This window comes from Massilia varians (genome assembly GCF_027923905.1).
GTDB classification, from domain to species: domain Bacteria; phylum Pseudomonadota; class Gammaproteobacteria; order Burkholderiales; family Burkholderiaceae_D; genus Telluria; species Telluria varians_B.
Genome location: NZ_AP026966.1, coordinates 1,026,619 through 1,050,000 on the forward strand (window position 1 = coordinate 1,026,619; position 23,382 = coordinate 1,050,000).

Here is a 23,382-nt window from a genome sequence, read left to right on the forward strand (position 1 = left end):
GCGGTGGCGTTTGTTTTTCCGCGCTTACTTCCTGGCGCGCCGGCGCCGCAGCCGTTCCAGGTCGTCGAGTGCCGGAACGATCGCCAGCACGCACAGGACGACGGCAAGCGGCACCGTCGACCGGAAGCCGATGTGCGCGAATCCGAGGGCGCCGATCACGCCGCCCAAGAAGAAGGACAGCACCAGCACGGTGTGGATCCCGAGCCGGTCGCGGTTCGGCACGACCCTGCCGGCGCCGGGCGCCGCCCGCTGATACGCCAGCTTCCCCAGTTCGATCCCGATGTCGGTGATGATGCCGGTCATGTGCGTCGTCCTGATCTCGGCCTTGGACAGCTTGGTGATCAAGGCATTCTGCAGGCCCATGATGAAGCACAGCAGCATGACGGTCAGCGGCACGAACAGGCCTTCGATCCTGGCGAGGTGGCCGCCAAGCAGGCCGAAGCCGAGCAGGAGCCCGGCCTCGAGCAGCAGGGGCAGCGCGTATTCGCTGTGCATGCGGCGCTGGCGGGCGTGGCTGACCATCAGGGCGGTGCAGGTGGCGCCCAGCAGGAAGGACAGGATCGCGCCGAAGCCGGCCAGTACCGGCGCATAGTCTCCTAGCGCCAGGTGATCCGCCATGCCCGACACGATGCCGGTCATGTGCGAAGTGTATTGCTGTACGGCGAGAAAACCGCCCGCGTTGATGGCGCCCGCGATGAATGCCAGCGCCACACCGAGATGCCTGTTGGCATCGACGCTGCGCTTGTGCCCGGTAAGGCGTCTGGCAAAATGGATCGGCACGGCTTGCCTACCCCTTGGCTGTTCGACAGGATGGATGAACCTATCTTAAGCTATCTTGCCTGACTGCACAAAAGTAGGCCTCAGCTCTTGCGCACGAACGCCGATTTCAGGCTCATGGCGCCGAACCCCTCGATCTCGCAGTCGGTGTCGTGGTCGCACTCGACCAGGCGGATATTCTTGACCTTGATTCCTGCTTGACCACGCCGACCCCGCATTTCAGCTTGAGTTCCTTGATGACGGTGACGGTATCGCCGTCCTGAAGGATGCTGCCGGTGGCGTCGTCAGATCCAGGCCGCCTCGGCTGACTCGTCCTGCACCGGCCATTCGTGGGGCATTCCGGGCAGGGAGGCGGGGCGTGAATGTGGAGATCTTTGAAAGCAAGAACGCCACCCGGTGGGTGCCGTTCTTGAATACCTGGTGGCCCGGAGCGAATCGAAGCACCGACACGAGGATGCTCAATCCTCGGCGCATCGCTGCCGAGCTATGGATGTTATTTACTTCGTGGCGCGGCGCCGTGCGGCGGCGAAGCCGATCATGCCAAGGCCCAGCAAAGCCAGGGAGCCTGGTTCAGGCACTTCGGTGGACTTCAGTTTGACCGTTGCCTGAAGGGGTGACCAGCTGTTGTTGGAGTTGCTGAACGACAAATCATTCAGAGAAATCATGTAGCTGCCGCCATTGCCGAAATTGACCGTCATTGGGTCCCAGGTCAGTTTGTAGTCGACCTCACGATCATTGATTCGCCCGAGATAAGCGGTTCCGGTTGCCTGCAGCGTATTGATAATCGAACCAGGGGCGCCGAAGCTCAGGGCCAGCGATACGCCCAGGTTGTCGAGCTCACCTTCGGTGATGCCGTAGGTACCAAGCAACCAGACATCTGCCTCCCTGAAGGAAACTTGACCGACGTTGAAAGTCACAGAATCGCCGACATTGATCAGATCAAAGTTTTTTGCAGCGAAATTAGTCGTGGAAAAGAGTACGTCAAGCTTCGAACCACTGCAAAAAAAACCTATTTCGCAGCTGTCCGTACCATAGCCGGAACCCGGCGTCAGTACCGATTTGGTCACGCTGAACGGTGTTGCGGATACAATTTGTGCAGCGGTGATCAAGCAGACAGCAAGCATTGACTTGTTAAACATCTTCATTTCAGAACTCCTTCTCAGTTTGTAACAATAATTTTTAATTAATGGGATGTACTGCTGTCTAGGAATGGTTGTTGTTCAAAATTATCCATGCAGCGGCAGTATAAGCAACATTAATGCCAGATAAAAATTATTGTTTAATTTTAATAATTTACGAATTCCAATGATGTGTTCGATGAAGCATGTGTAAAGTTTCTCGACATTAAGCTTGATCCGCATCTCCCATCGGAAATTAACAATTGTATTGATGCGATGATTCCCCTGGACGCCAGAAGCGACAACGCCCACTTCAGGGAGTGGGCGTTGTGCAAACGGTTCTTGGTGGTGCGGAGCGGATCGAACCACCGGCACCAGGGCTTTCAAGCTTCGCTCATGCGTTCAGATCTTCCGAACGAACTCGGATTTCAGACTCATCGCGCCAAAACCGTCGATCTTGCAGTCGATGTCGTGGTCGCCGTCGACCAGGCGGATGTTCTTGACTCTGGTTCCTTGTTTGACCACGCCGCCTCCGCCTTTCAATTTCAGATCCTTGATGACGGTCACGGCATCTCCATCCTGCAACAGCTTGCCAGCGGCGTCGCGCCACACGCGAACTGCTTCTTCTGTGGCCGCCTCGGCCTTGATCGGCCATTCATGCGCGCACTCCGGGCAGACGTAGTTGCCCAAGCCGTCTTCGTAGGTCAGCGTGGAAGCGCATGCAGGGCAAGGCGGGGGCGAGCTCATGGCAGTATCCGAGGACGACAAGCGTAAACAAAAAGTAAAACAAAAACGCCACCCGAAGGTGGCGCTTTCTGAATTCTTGGTGGCCCGGGGCGGAATCGAACCACCGACACAAGGATTTTCAATCCTCTGCTCTACCAACTGAGCTACCAGGCCAAGAGAGGCATGATTATAGCCAGCGATTTTCATCTGCGCAAGCCCCCGTGCGCACGGGGCATTCCGCCAACGACTGTGGCACGCATCAAGATGCCCGAGCGCGCTGTTGACATCTCGCTATAATGTGTTTCATGACTACCACCTCCGCCCAGTACCGCAGCGACGTCTGCATCGTCGGCAACGGCGCCATCGCCAAGACTGCCGCCCTCGGTTTTGCCCAGTCGGGATACAGCGTCACCCTCCTGGTGCCGCCGGCGCGCCCGGCGCCAGAGACGCCCGGCACCTCGGCGGCGGACAAACCCTGGGACGTGCGCGTCTATGCCCTCAACCACACCGCCCACGACCTGCTGGCGTCGCTCAAGGTCTGGGGCGCCCTCGACCTGGCGCGCGTGCAGCCGGTCGATGCGATGGACATCAAGGGCGACGGCCAGCAGGGCGGCAATCTCGGTTTCGACGCCTTCGGCGCCCACGTCGGCACCCTGGCCTGGATCGTCGAGGACAGCAACCTGAACGGCGCGCTGGATGCGGCCCTGAAGTTCGCCGCCAACGTCCAGATGGTCTCCGGCTGCGCCTGCGACCTGACGTGCAGCGAACTGGGCGCCGCCGTGCTGCTCGAAGACGGCACGAAAATCGCCTGCGAACTGGTGGTCGGCGCCGACGGGCGCGAATCCTGGGTGCGCGGCCAGTGCGACATCGGCGTCGATTACCGCATGTACCACCAGCGCGCCATCGTCACCAATTTTGCCTGCGACAAGCCGCACCACGGCGTCGCCTACCAGTGGTTCACCTGCGCCGACGGCATCATCGCGCTGCTGCCGCTGCCGGGCAACCGCGTGTCGCTGGTGTGGTCGGCGCCGGAAACCCTGGCCGATACCCTGATGGACGAGTCGCTCGGCGAGCTGGCGATCCGCCTGGCCGAATACGCCGACGACAAGCTCGGCACCCTGCGCCCCTTGCTGCCGGAAGCCGTCAAGGCGGTGCCGCTGGCGCTGGTGCGCCCGCACTCGCCGGTGGCGCCGCGCGTGGCGCTGGTGGGCGACGCCGCGCATGCGGTGCACCCGCTGGCCGGCCACGGCATGAACCTGGGCTTCGGCGACATCGTCGACCTGCTGCAGGTGCTGCGCGAGCGCGAAGACCGGCGCGGCATCGCCGACGAGCGGGTGCTGGCGCGCTTTGCCCGCAAGCGCAAGGAAGACGTGCTGCTCATGCAATGGGCCACCGACGGGCTCGAACGTCTGTTCGGCGCCAACCTGGAGCCGGTGCGCGTCGTGCGTAATTTCGGCTTAAACTTGCTCGATAAATTGCCTTCGGTAAAGCGGCGCCTGATGGCGCATGCGATGGGCAAGTAAATCTATTAAGGAATTAACATGTTGAAAACCAAGATCGCCGTCTTGTTGGCGACGGGTCTGCTTGCATCCTGCGTGGAAGCGCAGAACACCACCGAAGCCACGATCAAGAAGGCGCTCGAACCGCGCCTGGGCGGCGCCAAGATCGAATCGATCCGCGAGACGCCCTACAGCGGCCTGTACGAAGTGCGCGTCGCCGGCGACATCCTGTATACGGACAAGAAGGGCGACTACCTGTTCATCGGCCACGTCTACGACACCAAGACCTCGACCAACCTGACCCGCGCCCGCATCGAGGAGGTCAACAAGATCAAGTTCAGCGAGCTGCCGCTCGAGCTGGCGCTCAAGCAGGTCAAGGGCAACGGCAAGCGCGTGATCGCCGTGTTCGAGGACCCGAACTGCGGCTACTGCAAGCGCCTGCGCCAGACCGCGCTCAAGGAAATCGACAACGTCACGATCTACACCTTCATGTACAACATCCTGTCCGAGGATTCCTTCGTGAAGTCGAAGAACATCTGGTGCGCGGCGGACCGCGTCAAGGCCTGGGACGACTGGATGCTCAACAACAAGCTGCCGCCGAATGCGCCGGCGGGCTGCGAGTCGCCCAACGAGCAGGTCCTGGCCCTCGGCCAGAAACTGCGTATCCAGGGCACGCCGGCCATCTTCTTCACGGACGGTTCGCGCATCCCCGGCGCGATCGACCTGAAGGGCCTGGAAGCCAAGCTGCAGTCGCTGAAGTAAACCGTAGCGTGGGCGGGTTTCCCGCCCACGCGTTCAACAAGTGCATGCTCTGCAGCGGTGCTCCCGAGAGTTGAACGCGTGGGCAGCGAAGCTGCCCACCCTACGAAAAACGATAACAACCACGTAGTCCACACAGGGAGCAGCACATGGTCACCTTGAACGTCAACGGGCGCGAGCTCCAGGTCGACGCCGATCCCGGCACGCCCATCCTCTGGGCATTGCGCGACAACCTCGACATGACCGGCACCAAGTTCGGCTGCGGCGCAGCGCTGTGCGGCGCCTGCACCGTGCACCTGGACGGCAACCCGATCCGCTCCTGCGTCACGCCGATATCGAGCGCGCAGGGCATGAAGATCACCACCATCGAAGCGATGGAAAACGACAAGGTCGGCAAGGCCGTGCAGGACGCCTGGGTCAAGCACGACGTGCCGCAGTGCGGCTACTGCCAGAGCGGCCAGGTGATGAGCGCCGTCGCCCTGCTGCGCACCAACAAGCGTCCGAACGACACCGACATCGACAATGCGATGAGCGGCAATATCTGCCGCTGCGGCACCTACCAACGGATCCGCGCGGCCATCAAGGATGCCGCCCAGACCCTGGCCTGAGGAGAGCGCGATGACATTCGATTGGATCGACCGCGCAGCCATTGCACGCTCCGCCGGCGCCGGCCTGTCGCGCCGCGGCTTCCTGAAGACGGCCGGTGCCGCCACGGGCGGCCTGGTGCTGGGCTTCATGCTGCCGGGCGCACACCGCTTCGCCCAGGCTGTCGATGCAAAAGTGTATGCGCCGAACGCCTTCCTGCGCGTGGCGCCGGACAACACCATCACCGTCATGGTCAACCGCCTCGAATTCGGTCAGGGCGTGCACACCTCGCTGCCGATGCTGATCGCCGAGGAGCTCGATGCCGACTGGTCGCAGATGCGCGGCGAACTGGCCCCGGCCGGCGAGGCCTACAAGGATTCGGCCTTCGGCATGCAGATCACCGGCGGTTCGGGCAGCATCGCACGCGGCTTCACGCAGTACCGCGAAATCGGCGCGCGGGCCCGCGCGATGCTGGTCGCCGCCGCGGCCGAGCAGTGGAAGGTCGGCCCGGCGCAGTGCCGCACCTCGAAAGGCATGGTGTTCGGTCCGAACGGCCAGAAGGCGAGCTACGGCGCGCTGGCCGAGGCCGCGATGAAGCAGCCCGTGCCCGCCACCGTCGTGCTGAAGGAAGCGAAGCAGTTCCGCTACATCGGCAAGCCGATGCGTCGCATCGATGCGCGCGCCAAGTCGAGCGGCCGCCAGCAGTTCGGCATCGACTTCGTGCCGGAACATGCGCTGACCGTGCTGGTGGCGCGTCCGCCGGTGTTTGGCGCGAAAGTCACGAAATTCGACGCCGCCGCCGCGCGCGCCGTCAAGGGCGTGGTCGAGGTGCTGGAGGTGGAACTGGACCGCGGCGCTCGTGGCGTCGCGGTGTTCGCACAAGGCTACTGGCCGGCGAAGCAGGGCCGTGAGGCGCTGCAGGCCGAGTGGGACACGAGCGGCCTCGAGAAGGTCAGCAGCGCAGGGCAGCTGGAAGCCTTCCGCACGCAGGCCAAGGCCGCCGGCGGCGCGGTCGCGCGCAAGGCCGACGTGTCGCAACTGGCGGGCGCCGCCCACAAGATCTCGGCGGTCTATGAATTCCCCTACCTAGCGCATGCGCCGATGGAGCCGCTCAACTGCGTGGTCGACCTGCAGGACAATGCCTGCACGATCTGGGCCGGCACCCAGTCGCAAACGGTCGACCAGCAGGTGGCGGCAGCAATCCTCGGCCTCAAGCCGGAGCAGGTGACGATCAATACGATGATGGCGGGCGGCGGCTTCGGACGCCGTGCGGTGCTGTCGTCGGACTGGGTCGGCGACACGGTGCGCATCGCCAAGGCCTGGCGTGCCGCGGGTAAAAGCGGCCCGGTCAAGCTGGTGTGGAGCCGCGAGGACGACATCCGCGGCGGCTACTACCGCCCGTCCTACGTGCACCGCGCCGACCTCGGCATCGACGGCAAGGGCCGGATCGTGGCCTGGGACCACAAGATCGTCGGCCAGTCGATCATGGCCGGCACCATCTTCGAGCAGGGCATGGTCAAGGATGGCGTGGACGGCAGCACGACCGAAGGCATGGGAGCGCCGTACGACGTGCCGCTGAACCTGGCGGTCGAGGGCGTGAAGCAGAACGTGCCGGTGCTGTGGTGGCGCTCGGTCGGTTCCACTCACACCGCCTACGTGATGGAGACCCTGATCGACGAGGCCGCGCACATCGCCAAGGCCGACCCGGTCGCCTACCGCAAGCAGCTGATGGGTGCACAGCACCCACGCCATCGCGCGGCGCTCGACCTGGCGGTGGCGAAATCCGGCTACGGCACGAAGAAGCTGCCGAAGGGACGCGCCTGGGGCGTGGCGGTGCACGAGTCCTTCGGCTCGGTGGTCGCCTATGTGGTCGAAGCCTCGGTGGTCGACGGCGTGCCGAAGCTGCACCGCGCGGTCGCGGGCGTGCACTGTAACCAGCCGGTCAATCCGCTGTCGATCGAGGCGCAGATCCAGGGTGCGGCCCTGATGGGGCTGGGCATGACCCTGCCGGGCGCCGCCATCACGCTCAAGGACGGCGTGGTCGAACAGCAGAACTTCGGCGACTACACGGTGGCGCGCATGCACGACATGCCGCAGATCGAGGTGCACATCGTGCCCTCGAACGACCCGCCCACCGGCATCGGCGAACCCGGCCTGCCGCCGCTGGCGCCGGCATTTGCCAACGCCGTGTTCCGGCTGACCGGCAAGCGCCTGCGCAAGCTGCCTTTCGACCTGGCGTCGGCTTGACGTCATGGGCTTGACCGGCATCCTGCTCGCGGCCGGCCGGGGCCGGCGCTTCGACCCCGGTGGCGGGCAGAACAAGCTGCTCCAGCGCCTGCCCGGCGGCGACCCGGTCGTCGTCGCCAGCGCGCGCCGCCTGCTCGCCTGCGTGCCGCGCGTAGTCGCGGTGGTCGCGCCCATGGACGGCGGCGTGGGCGACATCCTGCGTGCGCTCGGCTGCGACGTCACCGTGTGTCCTGACGCCGATACCGGTATGGGCGCCTCGCTGGCCCACGCGATCCGCCACTCGCTGCCGGCCGAGGGCTGGCTGGTGGCGCTGGGCGACATGCCCTTCGTGGCGGCATCCACCCTGGAAGCGCTGCGCGACGCGCTGGAGGCGGGCGCCGGCATCGCGGTGCCGGTGCACGGCGGCCGGCGCGGCAACCCGGTCGGCTTCGGGCCCGTTCACCGCAACGCGCTGCTGGCGATGGCGGGCGATCAGGGCGCGCGCCGGCTGCTGCAGGCGTATCCGGTACAAGACATCCCCGTGGCCGACCCCGGCATCCTGCAGGACATCGATACGCCCGCCGACCTGCCGGCGTGATGTATACATGTCAATATTTTCCTGTTGTGATCGAATCCGATTACACTAGGGAGCATATTTGGCCGCATCACCTATCGATATGAAAAAACCTTCCCAGAAAAAGAAGCCCGAGCAGCCCGCCATCCTCTACACCATCGTTCCCAAGGACCTGGCCGGCCACCTGTTCAACGTCACGGTCACGGTTGCCAGCCCCGATCCTGAAGGACAGGTATTCTCGCTGCCGGCCTGGATCCCCGGCAGCTACATGATCCGCGAATTCGCCCGCAACATCGTGCGCATCCGCGCCGAGAGCGGCGGCCAGGACGTGGCCTTGAGCAAACTGGACAAGCATTCCTGGCGCGCGGCGCGCACCAGCGGTCCCTTGACCCTGCACTACGAGGTCTATGCCTGGGACCTGTCGGTCCGTGCCGCCCACCTCGACCAGACCCACGGCTTCTTCAACGGCACCAGCGTGTTCCTGCGCGTGGTCGGCCAGGAGCTTCTTCCCCACCAGGTCGACATCCAGCGCCCCGGCGACCCGGTCGCGAAGGGCTGGCGCGTCGCCACCGCGATGAAGGAGCTGGGCGCCAAGCGCTACGGTTTCGGCACCTACACAGCAAGCGACTACGACGAGCTGATCGATCATCCGGTCGAGATGGGCGACTTCGAGCTGGCCAGCTTCAAGGCCCACGGCATCCCGCACGACATCGTCATTACCGGCCGCGTGCCCAACCTCGACATGGCGCGCCTGCAGGCGGACCTGAAAGCCATCTGCGAAACCCAGATCGCCTTCTTCGAGCCGCACACCAAACGCGCCCCGATGGACCGCTACGTCTTCATGACGATGGCCGTCGGCGACGGCTACGGCGGCCTGGAACACCGCGCTTCCACCGCCCTGATCTGCGCCCGCGCCGACCTGCCGAGCACGGCCAGCCCGAAGAGCGCCGAGCCGGGCGAAGGCTACCTGCGCTTCCTGGGCCTGTGCAGCCACGAGTACTTCCACACCTGGAACGTCAAGCGCATCAAGCCGGCGGTGTTCGCGCCCTACGACCTGCAGGTGGAGAACTACACGCCGCTGCTGTGGCTGTTCGAAGGCTTCACCAGCTACTACGACGACCTGATGCTGGTGCGCGCCGGGATCATCGGCGAAGCGACCTATTTCAAGCTGCTGTCCAAGACCGTCGGCGGCGTCCTGCGCGGCAGCGGCCGCCTCAAGCAGAGCGTGGCCGATTCCAGCTTCGACGCCTGGAGCAAGTACTACCGCCAGGACGAGAACTCGCCGAACGCGATCATCAGCTACTACACCAAGGGTTCCCTGATCGGCCTGGCATTCGACCTGACGATCCGCGCCAGGACCAACGGCGCCAAATCGCTGGACGACGTGATGCTGGCCTTGTGGGAGCGCTTCGGCCGTGACTTCTACAGCGGCGCGGGCCGCGGCGTGACGGAGGCCGAGGTCGAGGCGATCTTCGACGAGGTGGCCGGCACCCGCCTGCGCACCCAGTTCGAACGCTGGGTGCGCGGCACCGACGACCTGCCGCTGGCCAAGCTGTACGCGCCCTTCGGCGTCAAGCTGGTGGACGAGCGCAAGGGCGGCAAGCCGTCGCTGGACGCCGGCATCGGCCGCGATCCGCTGGGCGCCAAGCTGACCCAGGTGCACGAGGGCGGCGCCGCGCACCGCGCCGGCCTGTCGGCGCACGACGTCATCATCGCCATCGACGGCCTGCGCGCCAACGGCAACCCGCCCAACGTGGACACGCTGCTCGGCCGCTACCGCGTCGGCGACAAGGTGACGGTGCACGCCTTCCGCCGCGACGAGCTGATGGCCTTCGATGTGACGCTGCAGGGCGACAAGGTGCCGACCATCACCCTGTCGCAGGCCGTCGCCGGCAAGAAGTCGACCGCCTTGAAGCGCCCGAGCGGCATCTGACTCTTACGCGACGGCTTGTATTCCGTGCCACTGGCACGGAATACTCCGCGCGTCCAAACCGAACCTGCACCGAGACTGAATTGAAAAAATCCCTGACCGCCGTCGTCCTCGCCCTCTGCACCGCAACCGCCTCCGCCCAGCTCCCCGCCCCGCTCAAAACCGACATCAAGACCCGCGTCGACGCCATGTACCCCTGGCTCGACACGGTCTACAAGGACCTGCACGCCAACCCGGAAATCGCCTTCCAGGAAGTGCGCACCGCCGCCAAGCTCGCCGGCGAGATGCGCAAGCTCGGCTTCGAAGTGACGGAGAAGGTCGGCAAGACCGGCATCGTGGCGGTCCTGAAGAATGGCGCCGGCCCGACGGTGCTGGTACGCACCGAGATGGACGGCCTGCCGATGGAAGAGAAGACCGGCTTGCCCTACGCCAGCCGCGCCAGGGCCGTGAGCAACGGCGCCGAGAGCTTCGTCACCCACAGCTGCGGTCACGACGTCCACATGGCCGGCTGGCTGGGCACGGCGCGCCTGCTTGCCGAGATGAAGGCCAAGTGGAAGGGCACGCTGGTCTTCATCGCCCAGCCGGCCGAAGAGATCGTCTCCGGCGCCAGGGCGATGCTGGACGACGGCCTGTTCCAGCGTTTCCCCAAGCCCGACTACGCATTTGCCCTGCATTCCTGGCCGCTGGCATATGGCACCGTGGGCTTCAATTCCGGTCCGGTCTCGTCCAACTCTGACGCGATCGAGATCGTCTTCAACGGGCGCGGCGGCCATGGTTCGGCGCCTGACAAATCGGTCGACCCGATCACGATCGCCGCCCGTTTCGTGGTGGACGTGCAGACCGTGGTCAGCCGCGAGAAGGATCCGAAGGAATTCGGCGTAGTGACCATCGGCGCGATCCAGGGCGGCACGGTCGGCAACATCATTCCGGACAAGGTGCAGGTGCGCGGCACCATCCGCTCGTACAGCCCGGAGGTGCGCGCCAAGCTGCTCGAGGGCGTGCGCCGCGTCGCCAACGCCTCCGCTGCCATGGCCGGTGCGCCGGCGCCGGACGTCCAGCTCATCAGCGGTGGCGCGGCCATCGTCAACAGCGAAGCGCTGGTGGCCAGCACCGAGGCCGTGTTCAAGGACGCTTTCGGGGCCGACAAGGCCCAGCGCATGCCGGCCATGACCGCCAGCGAAGACTTCTCGCTCTTCGTCAACGAGGGCGTGCCGTCGATGTTCTTCTTCACCGGTGTTTACGACCCGAAAGCGGTGGCTGAGGCCGAACGTCCCGGCGGCAAACCGATCGCTTTCAACCACTCGCCGTTCTACGCGCCGGTGCCGGAGCCGTCGATCAAGACCGCCGCCCAGGCGATGAGCCTGGCCGTGCTGAACGTCCTCAAGCGCTGACGACGCTATTGCGGCCCGGCCAGCGTGCGCAGCTGGAAGCGGTAGTCGCGGTCGAACAGGAAGGTTTCCGAGAAGGTCATGGCACGGCTGTTCGCCGCGAGCAATCCATGCGGCCGGGGCAGGGGACCGCTGCGCAGCATCGAGGCCAGCGCCACCCTGGCGGCATCCGGATCGCGCGAACGCTGCACCCGCACGTCGGTCAGCTGGCCGTCCTGGTCCACCGTGATGCTGACCACCACGATTGCCGGCAGCATCGGCGGCAGGCGCCCGCTGAAGGTACGCTCGGCATTGCGCTGGACGATGTGGCGCGCCACGTGGGCCTTGTAGGCGTCGAGCGTGAGGGAGGGCGGCGGAGCGGGAGCGGCCGTCGGTTCGCGCCCGATGGCGATGGTGCTGCGTTCTTCGACGGGAACGGGAGGCGGAGAACTGGCGCATCCGCACAGGACTGCCAGAAGCGTCGCGAAAAGCGCTGTACTGCGAAGAGATAGGTTCATGGCGGATGAGTGAAGCGTCGCAGGTTGGCGCCTCGAGGGCGCTCAGCTTCGACGCCGCGCATTCATCCTTAGTTCCGCTGAGTGTCGTCAGCCCCCGACATCAGCCAAACAGCCTCTGCAGCTCTACACCCGGTTCCGGCGCCCGCATGAAGGCTTCGCCGACCAGGAAGGCATGCACGTTCGCCTCGCGCATCCGCCGCACATCCGCCGGCCCCATGATGCCGGACTCGGTCACCACCAGGCGTTCCGCCGGAATGCGCGGCAACAGGCCGAGCGTGGTATCGAGCGACACCTCGAAGGTCCGCAGGTTGCGGTTGTTGATGCCCAGCAGCGGGGTCTTCAATTTCAGCGCCGCAGTCAGTTCCTCGCCGTCGTGCACCTCGACCAGCACGTCCATGCCGAGGTCCATCGCGCAGGCTTCCAGTTCCGCCATCAGGCCATGGTCCAGGGCCGAGACGATCAGCAGGATCGCATCCGCGCCCATCGCGCGCGCCTCGTACACCTGGTAGTGGTCGACGATGAAGTCCTTGCGGATCACCGGTAGCGCGCAGGCCGCGCGCGCCTGGCGCAGGTAGGCTTCCGAGCCCTGGAAGAACTGCACGTCGGTCAGCACCGAAAGGCAGGCCGCGCCGTGTTCGGCATAGCTTTGCGCGATCGCCGCCGGCTGGAAGTCCGGGCGCAGCACGCCTTTCGAGGGCGAGGCCTTCTTCACCTCGGCGATGATGCCGGCCCGGCCCGCGGAAATTTTGCTGCGCAGGCTGTTCTCGAAACCGCGGATGGCGCGGCGCGCTTCCAGGTCGCTTTCCGCCTCGCGGCGCAGGCTGGCCAGGTCGCGCGCCTTCTTCGCCGCGGCCACTTCGTCGGCCTTGACGGCCAGGATCTTGTTCAGGATATCGGACATAAGACTCTCAATACGTTGGCTGGCTGCCTTGCTCAGGCGTGGCCGCCGAGCTGGCGCGTGACGGTGACGAACTGCTCGAGCTTGGCCAGGGCCGCGCCGGATGCGATCGTCGCCCGCGCCTTCGCCAGGCCTTCCTCGATCGAGCCGACCACGCCGGCCGCGTACAGGGCGGTGCCGGCATTGAGGGCCACGATGTCGGTGGCGGGGCCCGGTTCGCCGCGCAGCGCTTCCATCACGCGCTCCTTCGACTCCGCCGTGTTCGCCACTTTCAGGTTGCGGCTCGAGATCATCGACATGCCGAAATCTTCCGGATGGATCTCATATTCGCGGATCTCGCCGTCGACCAGTTCACCCACCAGGGTGCCGGCGCCGAGCGAGACTTCGTCCATGTTGTCGCGGCCCCACACCACCATCGCATGCTGGGCGCCGAGGCGCTGCAGCACGCGCACCTGGATGCCGACCAGGTCGGGGTGGAACACGCCCATCAGGATGTTGGGTGCGCCGGCCGGGTTGGTCAGCGGTCCCAGGATGTTGAAGATGCTGCGCACGCCCAGTTCGCGGCGCACCGGCGCCACGTGCTTCATGGCGGCGTGGTGGTTGGGCGCGAACATGAAACCGATGCCGGTCTGGGCGATCGACTGGGCGATCTGCTCGGGCTTCAGGTCGATCTGGGCGCCGAGCGACTCGATCAGGTCGGCGCTGCCGGAGGACGAGGACACGCTGCGTCCGCCGTGCTTGGCCACGCGCGCGCCGCCGGCGGCGGCGACGAACATCGACGCGCTCGAGATATTGAAGGTGTTGGCGCCGTCGCCGCCGGTGCCGACGATGTCGAGCAGGTTGGTGGTGTCGGCCATCGGCACCTTGGTCGAGAATTCGCGCATCACCTGGGCGGCGGCGGTGATCTCGCCGATGGTTTCCTTCTTCACGCGCAGGCCCATGGTCAGGGCCGCGACCATGGTCGGCGACATCTCGCCCGACATGATGCTCCGGAACAGGTGCAGCATTTCGTCGTGGAAGATTTCGCGGTGTTCGATACAGCGCAGCAGGGCTTCTTGTGGGGTGATCGGCATGGTGGTTTCTTCAGCTAGACGTTAGGTGGGCTGTCATGCGTGGGCGCGGCGCCGCAGACGCGGCGCACGCACCGGGCGCATCAGCGCGCGAGGAAGTTCTTGAACAGCGCGTGGCCGTGTTCCGACAGGATCGACTCGGGATGGAACTGCACTCCCTCGATGTCATATTCCTTATGGCGCACGCCCATGATCTCGCCGTCGTCGGTCCATGCCGTCACTTCCAGGCAGTCCGGCAGCGAAGCGCGCTCGATCGCCAGCGAGTGGTAGCGGATCACGGTGAAGGGACTTGGCAAACCCTTGAACACGCCTTCGCCGGTGTGGGCGATGAGCGAGGTCTTGCCGTGCATGACCTGCTTGGCGCGGATCACCTTGCCCCCAAACGCTTCGCCAATCGCCTGGTGGCCGAGGCACACGCCCAGGATCGGCAGCTTGCCCTTGAATTCGCGCAGGATGTCGAGCGAGATGCCGGCATCCTTCGGCGCCTTCGGCCCCGGCGAGATGCAGATGCGCTCGGGCGCCATCGCTTCGATATCTTTCAAAGTGATTTCGTCGTTGCGCACCGTGCGCACGTCCTCGCCCAGCTCGCCCAGGTACTGGACGATGTTGTAGGTGAACGAGTCGTAGTTGTCGATCATGAGCAGCATGTCAGAACTCCCCATCCAGGCCGTCTTGCACCTGTTCGGCCGCGCGCAGCACGGCGCGCGCCTTGTTTTCCGTTTCCTGCCATTCCATCTCGGGGATAGAGTCGGCCACGATGCCGGCCGCGGCCTGCACGTACAGGTTGCCGTCCTTGATCACGCCGGTGCGGATCGCGATCGCCACGTCCATCTCGCCGCCAAAGGACAGGTAGCCGCACGCGCCGCCGTAAATCCCGCGCTTGACCGGCTCCAGCTCGTCGATCACTTCCATCGCGCGCACCTTCGGCGCACCGGTGAGGGTGCCGGCCGGGAAGGTGGCGCGCAGCACGTCGAGGTTCGACATGCCGTCCTTGAGTCGGCCTTCGACGTTGGAGACGATGTGCTGCACGTGCGAGTACTTCTCGATGACCAGGCGGTCGGTGACCTTGACGCTGCCGGTGTCGGCGATGCGGCCGATGTCGTTGCGCGCCAGGTCGATCAGCATCACGTGCTCCGCGATCTCCTTCGGGTCGGCCAGCAGCTCGGCCGCCAGCTCGAGGTCGCGTTCCGGCGTGGCGCCGCGCGGGCGGGTGCCGGCGATCGGGCGCAGCGTGACCTTCTTGCCGCCATCCGGCGTCGCTTCGTTGCGCACCAGGATCTCGGGCGAGGCGCCGACGATCTGCATGTCGCCGAAGTTGTAGTAGTACATGTAGGGCGACGGGTTCAGCGAACGCAGCGAGCGGTACAGCGACAGCGGCGAATCCACGTAGGGCTTGCGGATGCGCTGGCCGATCTGCACCTGCATCAGGTCGCCCGCCATCACGTATTCGTGGGCGCGGGCCACCGCCTTCAGATAATCTTCCTTGTTGAAGTCGCGCACCGCCTCGGTACGCACCGAGCTGGACGTCACCGGCGCGTCGACGCTGCGGCGCAGCATCACGCGCAGGTCCTTCAGGCGCTGGCGGGCCTTGGCATAGGCTTCCGGCTGGGCCGGGTCGGCGTACACGATCAGGTAGAGCTTGCCCGACAGGTTGTCGATCACCGCCAGTTCTTCGGTCAGCAACAGCTGGATGTCCGGCAGGCCCAGTTCGTCGGGCGGGCAGCTGTGTTCCAGCTTGCGCTCGATGTGACGCACGGTGTCGTAGCCGAAGTAGCCGGCCAGGCCGCCGCAGAAGCGCGGCATGCCCGGGCGCAGGGCGACCTTGAAGCGCGCCTGGTAGGCCTCGATGAATTCGAGCGGATTGCCTTCGTGCGTCTCGATCACTTCGCCGTGTTTGACCACTTCGGTATGCTTGCCGCTGTTGCGGATCAGGGTCGACGCCGGCAGGCCGATGAAGGAATAGCGGCCGAAGCGCTCGCCGCCGACCACCGACTCCAGCAGGAAGGTGTTCTTGCCGCCCTGCTGGGACTGGGCCAGCTTGAGGTAGAGCGTCAGCGGGGTCTCGAGGTCGGCAAAGGCTTCCGCGATCAAGGGAATGCGGTTGTAGCCCTGGTTGGCCAGCGATTTGAATTCGAGTTCGGTCATGCTTTTCTCCAGACCGCCCAAGGGAGGGGAAGGGCGGTGGTTCACTTCAAAAAACCTGTCGGACGAGCACGGCCGACAGCAATCGGGACGGGTCAGTTAGCCCAGGATTGCCAGCGTCGCCACAGCCAGGCCTCAAGGGTGCCGGTCTGGTTGACAGTGTGTTTTTTGGTGAAAAACATGTATAGATAACTTATTTTGCGGTGTGGTTATGCGCAGATATCTGCTCTGCCGCTTCTAGCAGCGAACTCACTATACCATCAGAATTAATTTCTTGTATAGGCCGTCCGTGGTTATAACCATATGGCACCGTCAGCACATAGCAACCGGCGGCGCGTGCGCTTTCCGCGTCGTTGGACGAGTCACCGATCGCCACCACGTGTGACGGCGGCAGGTCCAGCGCGGCGCAGGCGCCCAGCATCGGCATCGGGTCCGGCTTCTTCCTGGCGAAGGAATCGCCGCCGAACACACGTTCGAAATACGGCGCCAGGCCCTTCTGGTCCAGCAGGGGAAGCGTGAAAGCGATGGGCTTGTTGGTCACGCACACCAGGCGCAAACCCTGCTCGCGCATGGCCTGCAGGCCCTCGATCACACCCTCGAACAAGGTGGAGCGATCGCCGTTGATGGCGAGGTAGTGGCGCTGGTAGCCGGCCAGCGCCTGGTCGAATACCTCGTCCACGCGCGCCGCGTCCCAATCGAGCAGCAGCGCGTCGCGCACCAGTTTTTCGGAGCCCTTGCCGACCAGCGGCTTGATGACCGCCTGCGTGATCGGCGCCAGGCCCAGGTCGGCGCGCATGCCGTTCAGGGCCGCCTCGAAGTCGGGCACCGTGTCGAGCATGGTGCCGTCCAGGTCGATGATGGCGGCCCGGATGGCTGCCGCGCCGGCCCGCATTACTTCGACACCTTGGCCAGCTCGCCGCGCATCGCGTCGATCACGGCCTTGTAGTCCGGCTTGCCGAAGATCGCCGAACCTGCGACGAAGGTGTCGGCGCCTGCTGCGGCGGCTTCGGCGATGTTGTCGGCCTTGATGCCGCCATCGACTTCCAGCATGATGTCGCGGCCCGATTCGTCGATCATGCGGCGCGCCATCGCGATCTTCTTCAGCGCCTGCGGGATGAAGGACTGGCCGCCGAAGCCCGGGTTCACCGACATGATCAGGATCATGTCGATCTTGTCCATCACGTGTTCGAGGTAGTGCAGCGGGGTGTGCGGGTTGAACACCAGGCCGGCCTTGCAGCCGTTATCGCGGATCAGCTGCAGGGTGCGGTCGATATGCTCCGAGGCTTCCGGGTGGAAGGTGATGATGTCGGCGCCGGCCTTGGCGAAGTCCGGAATGATGCGGTCGACCGGCTTGACCATCAGGTGCACGTCGATCGGCACCTGCACGTGCGGGCGGATCGCCTGGCACACCAGCGGGCCGATGGTCAGGTTCGGGACGTAGTGGTTGTCCATCACGTCGAAGTGGATGATGTCGGCGCCGGCGGCGACGACATTGCGCACTTCCTCGCCCAGGCGGGCGAAATCGGCGGACAGGATGCTGGGAGCGATGCGGTAGGTGGTCATGGGCGATCGTGCGTGAATAAGAGAATCCGCTATTTTACGCTGATGAAGCGCATGCCCGCTCTGCCTGTGCCGACCAGGAAGGGCGGCGCGCGGTATGATTGTCGTTTGCGCCATACAAGGCGCTTCCACCAATATTGACGATCACGCAAGGAATCCCCATGCCCGCCTATGAATTCGCTGTCAAGGTCAGGACCCAGTACCTGGCCGAACAGTCCAACCCGGAACGGGACCAGTACGTGTTCAGCTACACCATCACGATTACCAACACGGGCACCATTGCCGCCCAGCTGATCTCGCGCCACTGGGTGATCACCGACGCCAACAACGTGGTGCAGGAAGTGAACGGCCTGGGCGTGGTCGGCCACCAGCCGCTGCTGCAGCCGGGCCAGCAGTTCGAGTACACCAGCGGCACCCAGGCGGCGACGCCGCAGGGCTCGATGAAGGGCGAATACTTCTGCGTGGCCGAGGACGGCCATCGCTTCGAGGTGCCGATCCCGGAATTCGTGCTGGCCCAGCCGGGCGCGCTGCACTGATCAGCGCAGTACGGCTTACTGCTCGCCGGCGTCACGTTCCTTCTGTGCCGGCTCGTCGCGCGGCACGTCCTTGCGGCCCGCGAACATCGTCCACCAGACGATAAAGACGAGCAGGAAGAGTGCCACGCCGGCTTCCACCATCAAGATCCACATATCGGTCCTTCAGTCCTTAGGTTCTTATGTCATCGACACGCCGCAGTGTAACCGCTTCGCTTGCCCTCGTCGCCTTGTTAAGCGCCTGCTCGACCACGCCGCCGCAGCCGCAGCAGCCTCCCAAGCCCGCCGAACCGGTGCGCATGCCGCCGCCGGTCGGCCCGGTGTATGTGCCGGAGCAGCCGGCGCCGGTGCCGCCGACCCCGCCGGCACCTGTTCCGCTCATGACGCCGACCACCTTCAGCGCCTTGCCGGGCTGGGCGCAGGATGACGTGCGCCAGGCTTGGCCGGCCCTGCTGCAATCCTGCCGCGGCCTGGCCAGCAAGCCTGACTGGAAAGCGGTGTGCGCCGCAGCCCGCGCCATCGATGGCAGCGACGGCGCCGCGGTGCGCGGCTTCTTCGAGAGCCGGTTCGTCCCGCACCTGGTGCGCGCCGCCGATGGCGCCGATACCGGCCTGATCACCGGCTATTACGAAGCGATGCTGTACGGCGCGCGCAAGCGCGGCGGCGCCTACCAGACGCCGCTCTACCGCGTACCAGGCGACCTGCTCACGGTCGACCTGGGCAGCGTGTACCCCCAGCTGAAGGGCATGCGCCTGCGCGGCCGCCTGTCAGGCCAGACCGTGGTCCCCTACAGCACCCGCGCCGAGATCGCGCGCGCGCCTCTCAAGGACAAGGAACTGCTGTGGGTGAACGATCCGGTCGAGGCCTTCTTCCTCGAGGTACAGGGTTCCGGCCGCGTCCAACTGGACACGGGCGAGACCGTGCGCGTGGCTTACGCCGACCAGAACGGCCATCCGTACAAGGCGATCGGGCGCTGGCTGGTGGAGCAGGGCGAACTCACTGCCGAGCAGGCCACGGCCCAGGGCATCCGCGCCTGGATCGCCGCCAACCCAGGCCGGCGCCAGGAGCTGTTCAACGTGAACCCCAGCTACATCTTCTTCCGCGAAGAGAAGCTGCCGGATCCGTCGCTCGGCCCGAAGGGCGCGCTGGGCGTGCCGCTCACGCCGGGCCGCTCGGTGGCGATCGACCCGGCCTTCGTGCCGCTCGGCGCGCCGCTGTACCTGGCGACCACCGAAGCCGGCAGCGAGGTGCCGATGCGGCGCCTGATGATGGCGCAGGATACCGGCGGCGCGATCCGCGGCGCGGTGCGGGCCGACTTCTTCTACGGTTTCGGTCCGGAGGCGATGGACCGGGCGGGCAAGATGAAGCAGCGCGGCACGGTCTGGGTGCTGCTGCCGCGCGCGGCGCAGTAATCCCGGACTTACTCCCTGGCCGCTTTGAGGCGGGTGCCGAACACGCCGCCGGCCGCCAGCAGGACGGCGCCGGCAGCGATGCAGCCCAGGCCTGCGCGCACGCCGAAGCCTTCGCCCAGCCCGCCCGCGAGCAGGGCGCCCAGCGGCGCGGCGGCCACGGTCAGGGCGCGCATCGTCGCCACCATCCGGCCCAGCACCGCGTCCGGCGTCACGCGCTGGCGCAGGGCGATGTAGGGCACGAAGAACAGGGTCGCGCCGCAGTCGATCCAGAACACCACGATCGCATAGGCCGCGACCGTCCATGCTTCGCTGCCGTCCTGCGCCGGCGGGATGGCCGGCATCAGGGCGAAGCCGAGCGCCGACACGCACAGGCCGACCAGGATGCCGCCGCCGGTGCCCAGGCGTCTCGAGAGCGGCTTGACCAGCAGCGAGGCCGCCAGCACGCCCAGGCCGCCCAGCATGTTGGCCATGCCCATGGTCCCCGGTGTCATGCCGAGCACGCGGGTGGCGAACAGCACGTGCAGGGCGGTGTAGCCATAAAACAGCAGGTGCCAGCAGGCCGAGACCCAGGCCAGGGTGCGCAGCAGCGGCTGGTTCCAGACGAAGGCCAGGCCTTCCTGGATGTCGCGCAGCGGATGCGAGTTGGACGGCGGCGGCTGCGGCTCGCGGGCGCGAATGCGGCGCAGGTTGAGCAGCGAGACGATGAAGCCTGCCACATTGCACAGGATGGCGATCGGCGCGCCCAGCAGCTGCACCAGGCCGCCCGCCATGCCGGGACCGACCACGCGCGCGGCCGATTCCGTGGCCGCGAACCTGGCCTGGGCGTCGACCAGGCCGTCACGCCCGACCAGGAAGGTCAGGAACACCTGTTCCGCACTGCCGCCCACCACGTGGCCGGCGCCGATCACGAAGCCGACCGCATACAGCCAGGGGATGGTGAGCACGCCCAGCCACCAGGCCAGCGGCACGCTGGCCAGCGCAATGGCCACCATGGCATCGCTGCACATCATGACGGGCAGGCGCCGGCCGCGGTCCAGCAGGACGCCGGAGGGGAGGCCGAACAGCAGGAAGGGTAGAGACTCGAAGGCGGCCAGGGTGCCCATCTGGGCCGGCGTCGCATGCAGCATCAGCACCGCGCAGATCGGCAGGGCCAGCAGCGTGATCTGGGCGCCGAAATGCGCCAGGACGCTGCTGAACCAGAAGCGGCGGAAGTCGGCGCTGCGCATCACCGAGCCGGCCGGAATGCGCTTTTGCAGCCAGGAATGTAGCTGACGGGTGCCAAACGAAAGAATGATAATCTCGCACAGAATATTGCTGAACAAATAATCATATCGTGTTTGAATCGGCGCAAGACGTTACAATCCCGGCAATCCGTCCAAGCTCACAAAGGGAACTCACATGGAATATGCAGATCTGCTGATTGAAAACCACGGCAAGGTCGTCGTGATCCGCCTGAACCGTCCAAAGGCGATGAATGCGCTGAACGACAACATGATGAACGAGCTGGGTGATGCGCTGGTCAAGTTCGACGCCGACCCGGCGGTCAACGTCATCATCCTGACCGGCAGCGACAAGGTCTTCGCGGCGGGCGCCGACATCGCCGCCATGGCGAACTACACCTACGCGGCGGACACCTACCCGGGCAACTACATCGGCCGCAACTGGGAGCACATTCTGAACATCCGCAAGCCGGTGGTCGGCGTGGTGTCGGGCTACTGCCTGGGCGGCGGCTGCGAACTGGCCATGATGTGCGACTTCCTCATCGCGTCCGAGACCGCCAAGTTCGGCCAGCCGGAAATCAAGGTGGGCGTGACCCCGGGAGCCGGCGGCACCCAGCGCCTGCCGCGCGCGATCTCGAAGTCGAAGGCGATGGACATGCTCCTGACCACCCGCATGATCGACGCCCTTGAAGCCGAGCGCACCGGCCTGGTGTCGCGCGTGTACCCGGTCGAGAGCGTGATGGAAGAGGCGATCAAGGTGGCGCAGGGCATCGCCGAGATGCCGGTGTCGGTCGCCATGCAGATCAAGGATTGCGTCAACCAGGCCTACCAGATGCCGCTGAACGAAGGCGTGCGCTACGAGCGCCGTTACTTCCACGCCGGCTTCGGCACGCCTGCACAGAAAGAAGGCATGTCGGCCTTCCTCGAGAAGCGCAAGCCGAACTTCGAAGGAATGTAAGCGATGCGGGCGGCGGCGTTCCCGGCATTGCGTCGAGGAGCGGCGGCGCTCGTCATCGTCGCCGTCGCGGTGGCGGCCTACGGCTGCAGCGCGCTGCCGCCACTCGGCCAGCGCAACGCCAGCTTCACGCTGGACGGCACCCACACGACACGGCTGGGACAGGCCATCGCCCCCGTGGCGGCCGCCCACCCCGGCCGCTCGGGGATCCACCCCTTGATCGATGGACGCGATGCCTTTGCGGCGCGCGTCCTGCTCGCCCGCAGTGCCCAGCGCAGCCTCGACGTCCAGTACTATATATGGCGTGACGACCTCACCGGCACGCTGATGCTCGACGCCTTGCGCGAGGCCGCGGCGCGCGGCGTGCGCGTCCGCCTGCTGCTGGACGATAACAATACCGCCGGACTCGATCCGGTCCTGGCGGCCCTCGACCGCGAACCGAACGTCGAGGTACGGCTCTTCAATCCCTTCGCACTGCGCCGCTGGCGCAGCCTGGGCTACCTCACCGACTTCAGCCGCCTGAACCGGCGCATGCATAACAAGTCCTTCACGGCGGACGGCCAGGCGACGATCATCGGCGGACGCAACGTGGGCGACGAATACTTCGGCGCGACCGGAGACATGCTGTTCGTCGACCTCGACGTGCTGGCCGTCGGCCCCGTGGTGCGCGACGTATCGCAGGATTTCGACCGCTACTGGAACAGTGCTTCCGCCTATCCCGTCATGGCGCTGGTCGATGCGCAAGACGCGGCGCCTCCAGGCGCACTGGCCGCAAGCGCGGCCGCCTTGAATACGAAGCCCGCCGCCCAGCGCTACCTGGAGGCGATCCGGACCTCGCCGTTCGTCGAGCAGCTGATGGCGGGGCAACTGCCGCTGGAGTGGAGCCTTGCGCGCCTGGTCAGCGACGATCCGGCGAAAGTGCTGGGCAAGGCCGATCCGGACGACCGCATGGCCGTGGGTTTGCGCAAACTGCTGGGCGAGCCGAAGCGGCAGCTCGACCTGGTCTCGCCATATTTCGTCCCCAGCAAGGATGCGGCAAACACGCTGGGCGATATCGCACGTGCGGGCGTGCACGTGCGGGTGCTGACCAACTCCCTCGAAGCGACCGATGTGGCGGCCGTGCACGCCGGCTATGCCAAGTGGCGCCACCAACTGATCAGCGCGGGTGTTTCCTTGTACGAGCTGCGCCGCAGATGGGGAGCGGAACTGCCCGAAAAAGGGAAGGGGCGCTTCGGCAGCTCCGCCTCTAGCCTGCACGCCAAGACCTTCGGCGTGGACGGTCGCGCGGTATATGTAGGCTCCTTCAATATGGACCGGCGCTCGATCGACCTGAATACCGAGATGGGCCTGGTGATCGACAGCGCGCAATTGGCCGGGCAGCTGGGCCAGACCCTCGACGACAGCATTCCCGAAACCGCCTACGAAGTCCGCCTGGACGAGCAGGGACGGCTGTATTGGCTGGAACGGACGGGCGGCAAGCTCAGGCGGCATGACCAGGAACCGGGCACCACGG

Annotated in this window: 24 protein-coding genes, 1 tRNA gene and 1 pseudogene (1 of these 26 only partly in view); 11 read left to right on the forward strand and 15 right to left on the reverse strand. The window is 65.6% G+C overall.

Going from position 1 to position 23,382, the window contains the following annotated elements; genetic code table 11:
- Positions 1–24: 24 nt before the first annotated feature.
- The 6 genes and pseudogenes from MasN3_RS04740 to MasN3_RS04765 form a co-directional block, all read right to left on the reverse strand.
- On the reverse strand, positions 25–780 hold the full coding sequence (locus MasN3_RS04740; protein WP_281912735.1) for a YoaK family protein: 756 nt from the start codon (positions 778–780) through the stop codon (positions 25–27).
- Between the two features lie 80 nt (positions 781–860).
- A pseudogene (locus MasN3_RS04745) lies at positions 861–1,054 on the reverse strand (PhnA domain-containing protein); the annotation flags it as partial.
- A gap of 220 nt (positions 1,055–1,274) precedes the next feature.
- Positions 1,275–1,922, reverse strand: a complete 648-nt coding sequence (locus MasN3_RS04750; RefSeq protein WP_281912736.1) for a PEP-CTERM sorting domain-containing protein — start codon at positions 1,920–1,922, stop codon at positions 1,275–1,277.
- A gap of 81 nt (positions 1,923–2,003) precedes the next feature.
- The gene (locus MasN3_RS04755) at positions 2,004–2,282 is read right to left on the reverse strand and encodes a hypothetical protein (protein WP_281912737.1); all 279 of its coding nucleotides are present in this window, start codon (positions 2,280–2,282) and stop codon (positions 2,004–2,006) included.
- 15 nt (positions 2,283–2,297) lie between these two features.
- Positions 2,298–2,642 carry a zinc ribbon domain-containing protein YjdM gene (locus MasN3_RS04760; RefSeq protein WP_281912739.1) on the reverse strand — a complete coding sequence of 115 codons (345 nt, stop codon included), beginning with the start codon at positions 2,640–2,642 and terminating at the stop codon, positions 2,298–2,300.
- A gap of 77 nt (positions 2,643–2,719) precedes the next feature.
- A tRNA-Phe gene (locus tag MasN3_RS04765) sits at positions 2,720–2,795 on the reverse strand.
- Positions 2,796–2,926: 131 nt separating this feature from the next.
- On the opposite strand from MasN3_RS04765, the gene MasN3_RS04770 reads away from it, so the two are divergent.
- The 7 genes from MasN3_RS04770 (at position 2,927) to MasN3_RS04800 (ending at position 11,585) form a co-directional block, all read left to right on the forward strand.
- Complete coding sequence (locus MasN3_RS04770) at positions 2,927–4,144, forward strand: FAD-dependent monooxygenase (RefSeq protein WP_370662331.1); 1,218 nt, start codon at positions 2,927–2,929, stop codon at positions 4,142–4,144.
- 18 nt (positions 4,145–4,162) lie between these two features.
- Entirely contained in the window at positions 4,163–4,882 is a 720-nt protein-coding gene (locus MasN3_RS04775; RefSeq protein ID WP_281912743.1) for a DsbC family protein, read from the forward strand.
- Positions 4,883–5,028: 146 nt separating this feature from the next.
- Entirely contained in the window at positions 5,029–5,487 is a 459-nt protein-coding gene (locus MasN3_RS04780) for a (2Fe-2S)-binding protein (protein WP_281912744.1), read from the forward strand.
- 10 nt (positions 5,488–5,497) lie between these two features.
- Positions 5,498–7,711, forward strand: coding sequence for a xanthine dehydrogenase family protein molybdopterin-binding subunit (locus tag MasN3_RS04785; protein WP_281912745.1), 2,214 nt, complete (start codon positions 5,498–5,500; stop codon positions 7,709–7,711).
- A gap of 4 nt (positions 7,712–7,715) precedes the next feature.
- Positions 7,716–8,288, forward strand: a complete 573-nt coding sequence (locus MasN3_RS04790; RefSeq protein WP_281912746.1) for a nucleotidyltransferase family protein — start codon at positions 7,716–7,718, stop codon at positions 8,286–8,288.
- Between the two features lie 79 nt (positions 8,289–8,367).
- The gene (locus MasN3_RS04795; RefSeq protein WP_281912747.1) at positions 8,368–10,197 is read left to right on the forward strand and encodes a M61 family metallopeptidase; all 1,830 of its coding nucleotides are present in this window, start codon (positions 8,368–8,370) and stop codon (positions 10,195–10,197) included.
- Between the two features lie 80 nt (positions 10,198–10,277).
- Positions 10,278–11,585 carry an amidohydrolase gene (locus tag MasN3_RS04800; RefSeq protein ID WP_281912748.1) on the forward strand — a complete coding sequence of 436 codons (1,308 nt, stop codon included), beginning with the start codon at positions 10,278–10,280 and terminating at the stop codon, positions 11,583–11,585.
- Between the two features lie 5 nt (positions 11,586–11,590).
- On the opposite strand, the gene MasN3_RS04805 is transcribed toward MasN3_RS04800, so the two are convergent.
- The 7 genes from MasN3_RS04805 to rpe form a co-directional block, all read right to left on the reverse strand.
- Positions 11,591–12,079 (reverse strand): energy transducer TonB, encoded by a 489-nt coding sequence (locus MasN3_RS04805; protein WP_281912750.1) that lies wholly within the window; start codon positions 12,077–12,079, stop codon positions 11,591–11,593.
- Between the two features lie 100 nt (positions 12,080–12,179).
- Complete coding sequence (trpC, locus tag MasN3_RS04810; RefSeq protein WP_281912751.1) at positions 12,180–12,980, reverse strand: indole-3-glycerol phosphate synthase TrpC; 801 nt, start codon at positions 12,978–12,980, stop codon at positions 12,180–12,182.
- A 32-nt stretch (positions 12,981–13,012) separates the two neighbouring features.
- Positions 13,013–14,050, reverse strand: a complete 1,038-nt coding sequence (gene trpD / locus MasN3_RS04815; RefSeq protein WP_281912752.1) for an anthranilate phosphoribosyltransferase — start codon at positions 14,048–14,050, stop codon at positions 13,013–13,015.
- A gap of 80 nt (positions 14,051–14,130) precedes the next feature.
- Positions 14,131–14,694 (reverse strand): anthranilate synthase component II, encoded by a 564-nt coding sequence (locus MasN3_RS04820; protein WP_281912753.1) that lies wholly within the window; start codon positions 14,692–14,694, stop codon positions 14,131–14,133.
- A 1-nt stretch (position 14,695) separates the two neighbouring features.
- A complete protein-coding gene (gene trpE, locus MasN3_RS04825) occupies positions 14,696–16,192 on the reverse strand; it encodes an anthranilate synthase component I (RefSeq protein WP_281912754.1) in 1,497 nt (498 codons plus the stop codon).
- A gap of 190 nt (positions 16,193–16,382) precedes the next feature.
- Complete coding sequence (locus tag MasN3_RS04830) at positions 16,383–17,081, reverse strand: phosphoglycolate phosphatase (RefSeq protein WP_281912755.1); 699 nt, start codon at positions 17,079–17,081, stop codon at positions 16,383–16,385.
- Positions 17,081–17,752: a ribulose-phosphate 3-epimerase gene (rpe, locus tag MasN3_RS04835; RefSeq protein WP_281912756.1), complete on the reverse strand. Its 672-nt coding sequence runs from the start codon at positions 17,750–17,752 to the stop codon at positions 17,081–17,083. Before rpe ends, MasN3_RS04830 begins: the two co-directional genes overlap by 1 nt.
- Positions 17,753–17,910: 158 nt before the next feature.
- On the opposite strand from rpe, the gene apaG reads away from it, so the two are divergent.
- Complete coding sequence (apaG, locus tag MasN3_RS04840) at positions 17,911–18,285, forward strand: Co2+/Mg2+ efflux protein ApaG (RefSeq protein ID WP_281912757.1); 375 nt, start codon at positions 17,911–17,913, stop codon at positions 18,283–18,285.
- Between the two features lie 15 nt (positions 18,286–18,300).
- Here apaG and MasN3_RS04845 read toward each other — a convergent pair whose 3' ends face one another.
- Positions 18,301–18,438 (reverse strand): hypothetical protein, encoded by a 138-nt coding sequence (locus MasN3_RS04845; protein ID WP_200879918.1) that lies wholly within the window; start codon positions 18,436–18,438, stop codon positions 18,301–18,303.
- Positions 18,439–18,464: 26 nt separating this feature from the next.
- On the opposite strand from MasN3_RS04845, the gene mltA reads away from it, so the two are divergent.
- On the forward strand, positions 18,465–19,694 hold the full coding sequence (gene mltA, locus MasN3_RS04850; protein ID WP_281912758.1) for a murein transglycosylase A: 1,230 nt from the start codon (positions 18,465–18,467) through the stop codon (positions 19,692–19,694).
- Between the two features lie 8 nt (positions 19,695–19,702).
- Here the strand turns inward: mltA and MasN3_RS04855 are convergent, their stop codons facing one another.
- On the reverse strand, positions 19,703–20,920 hold the full coding sequence (locus MasN3_RS04855) for an MFS transporter (RefSeq protein ID WP_281912759.1): 1,218 nt from the start codon (positions 20,918–20,920) through the stop codon (positions 19,703–19,705).
- A 172-nt stretch (positions 20,921–21,092) separates the two neighbouring features.
- On the opposite strand from MasN3_RS04855, the gene MasN3_RS04860 reads away from it, so the two are divergent.
- Together MasN3_RS04860 and MasN3_RS04865 are read left to right on the forward strand one after the other, a co-directional pair.
- Positions 21,093–21,872 carry an enoyl-CoA hydratase-related protein gene (locus MasN3_RS04860; RefSeq protein ID WP_281912761.1) on the forward strand — a complete coding sequence of 260 codons (780 nt, stop codon included), beginning with the start codon at positions 21,093–21,095 and terminating at the stop codon, positions 21,870–21,872.
- A gap of 3 nt (positions 21,873–21,875) precedes the next feature.
- Positions 21,876–23,382 carry the 5' portion of a phospholipase D family protein gene (locus tag MasN3_RS04865; RefSeq protein WP_281912762.1) on the forward strand. It continues 59 nt past the right edge of the window, so only the first 1,507 of its 1,566 coding nucleotides appear in the window; it begins with the start codon at positions 21,876–21,878; the stop codon falls past the right edge of the window.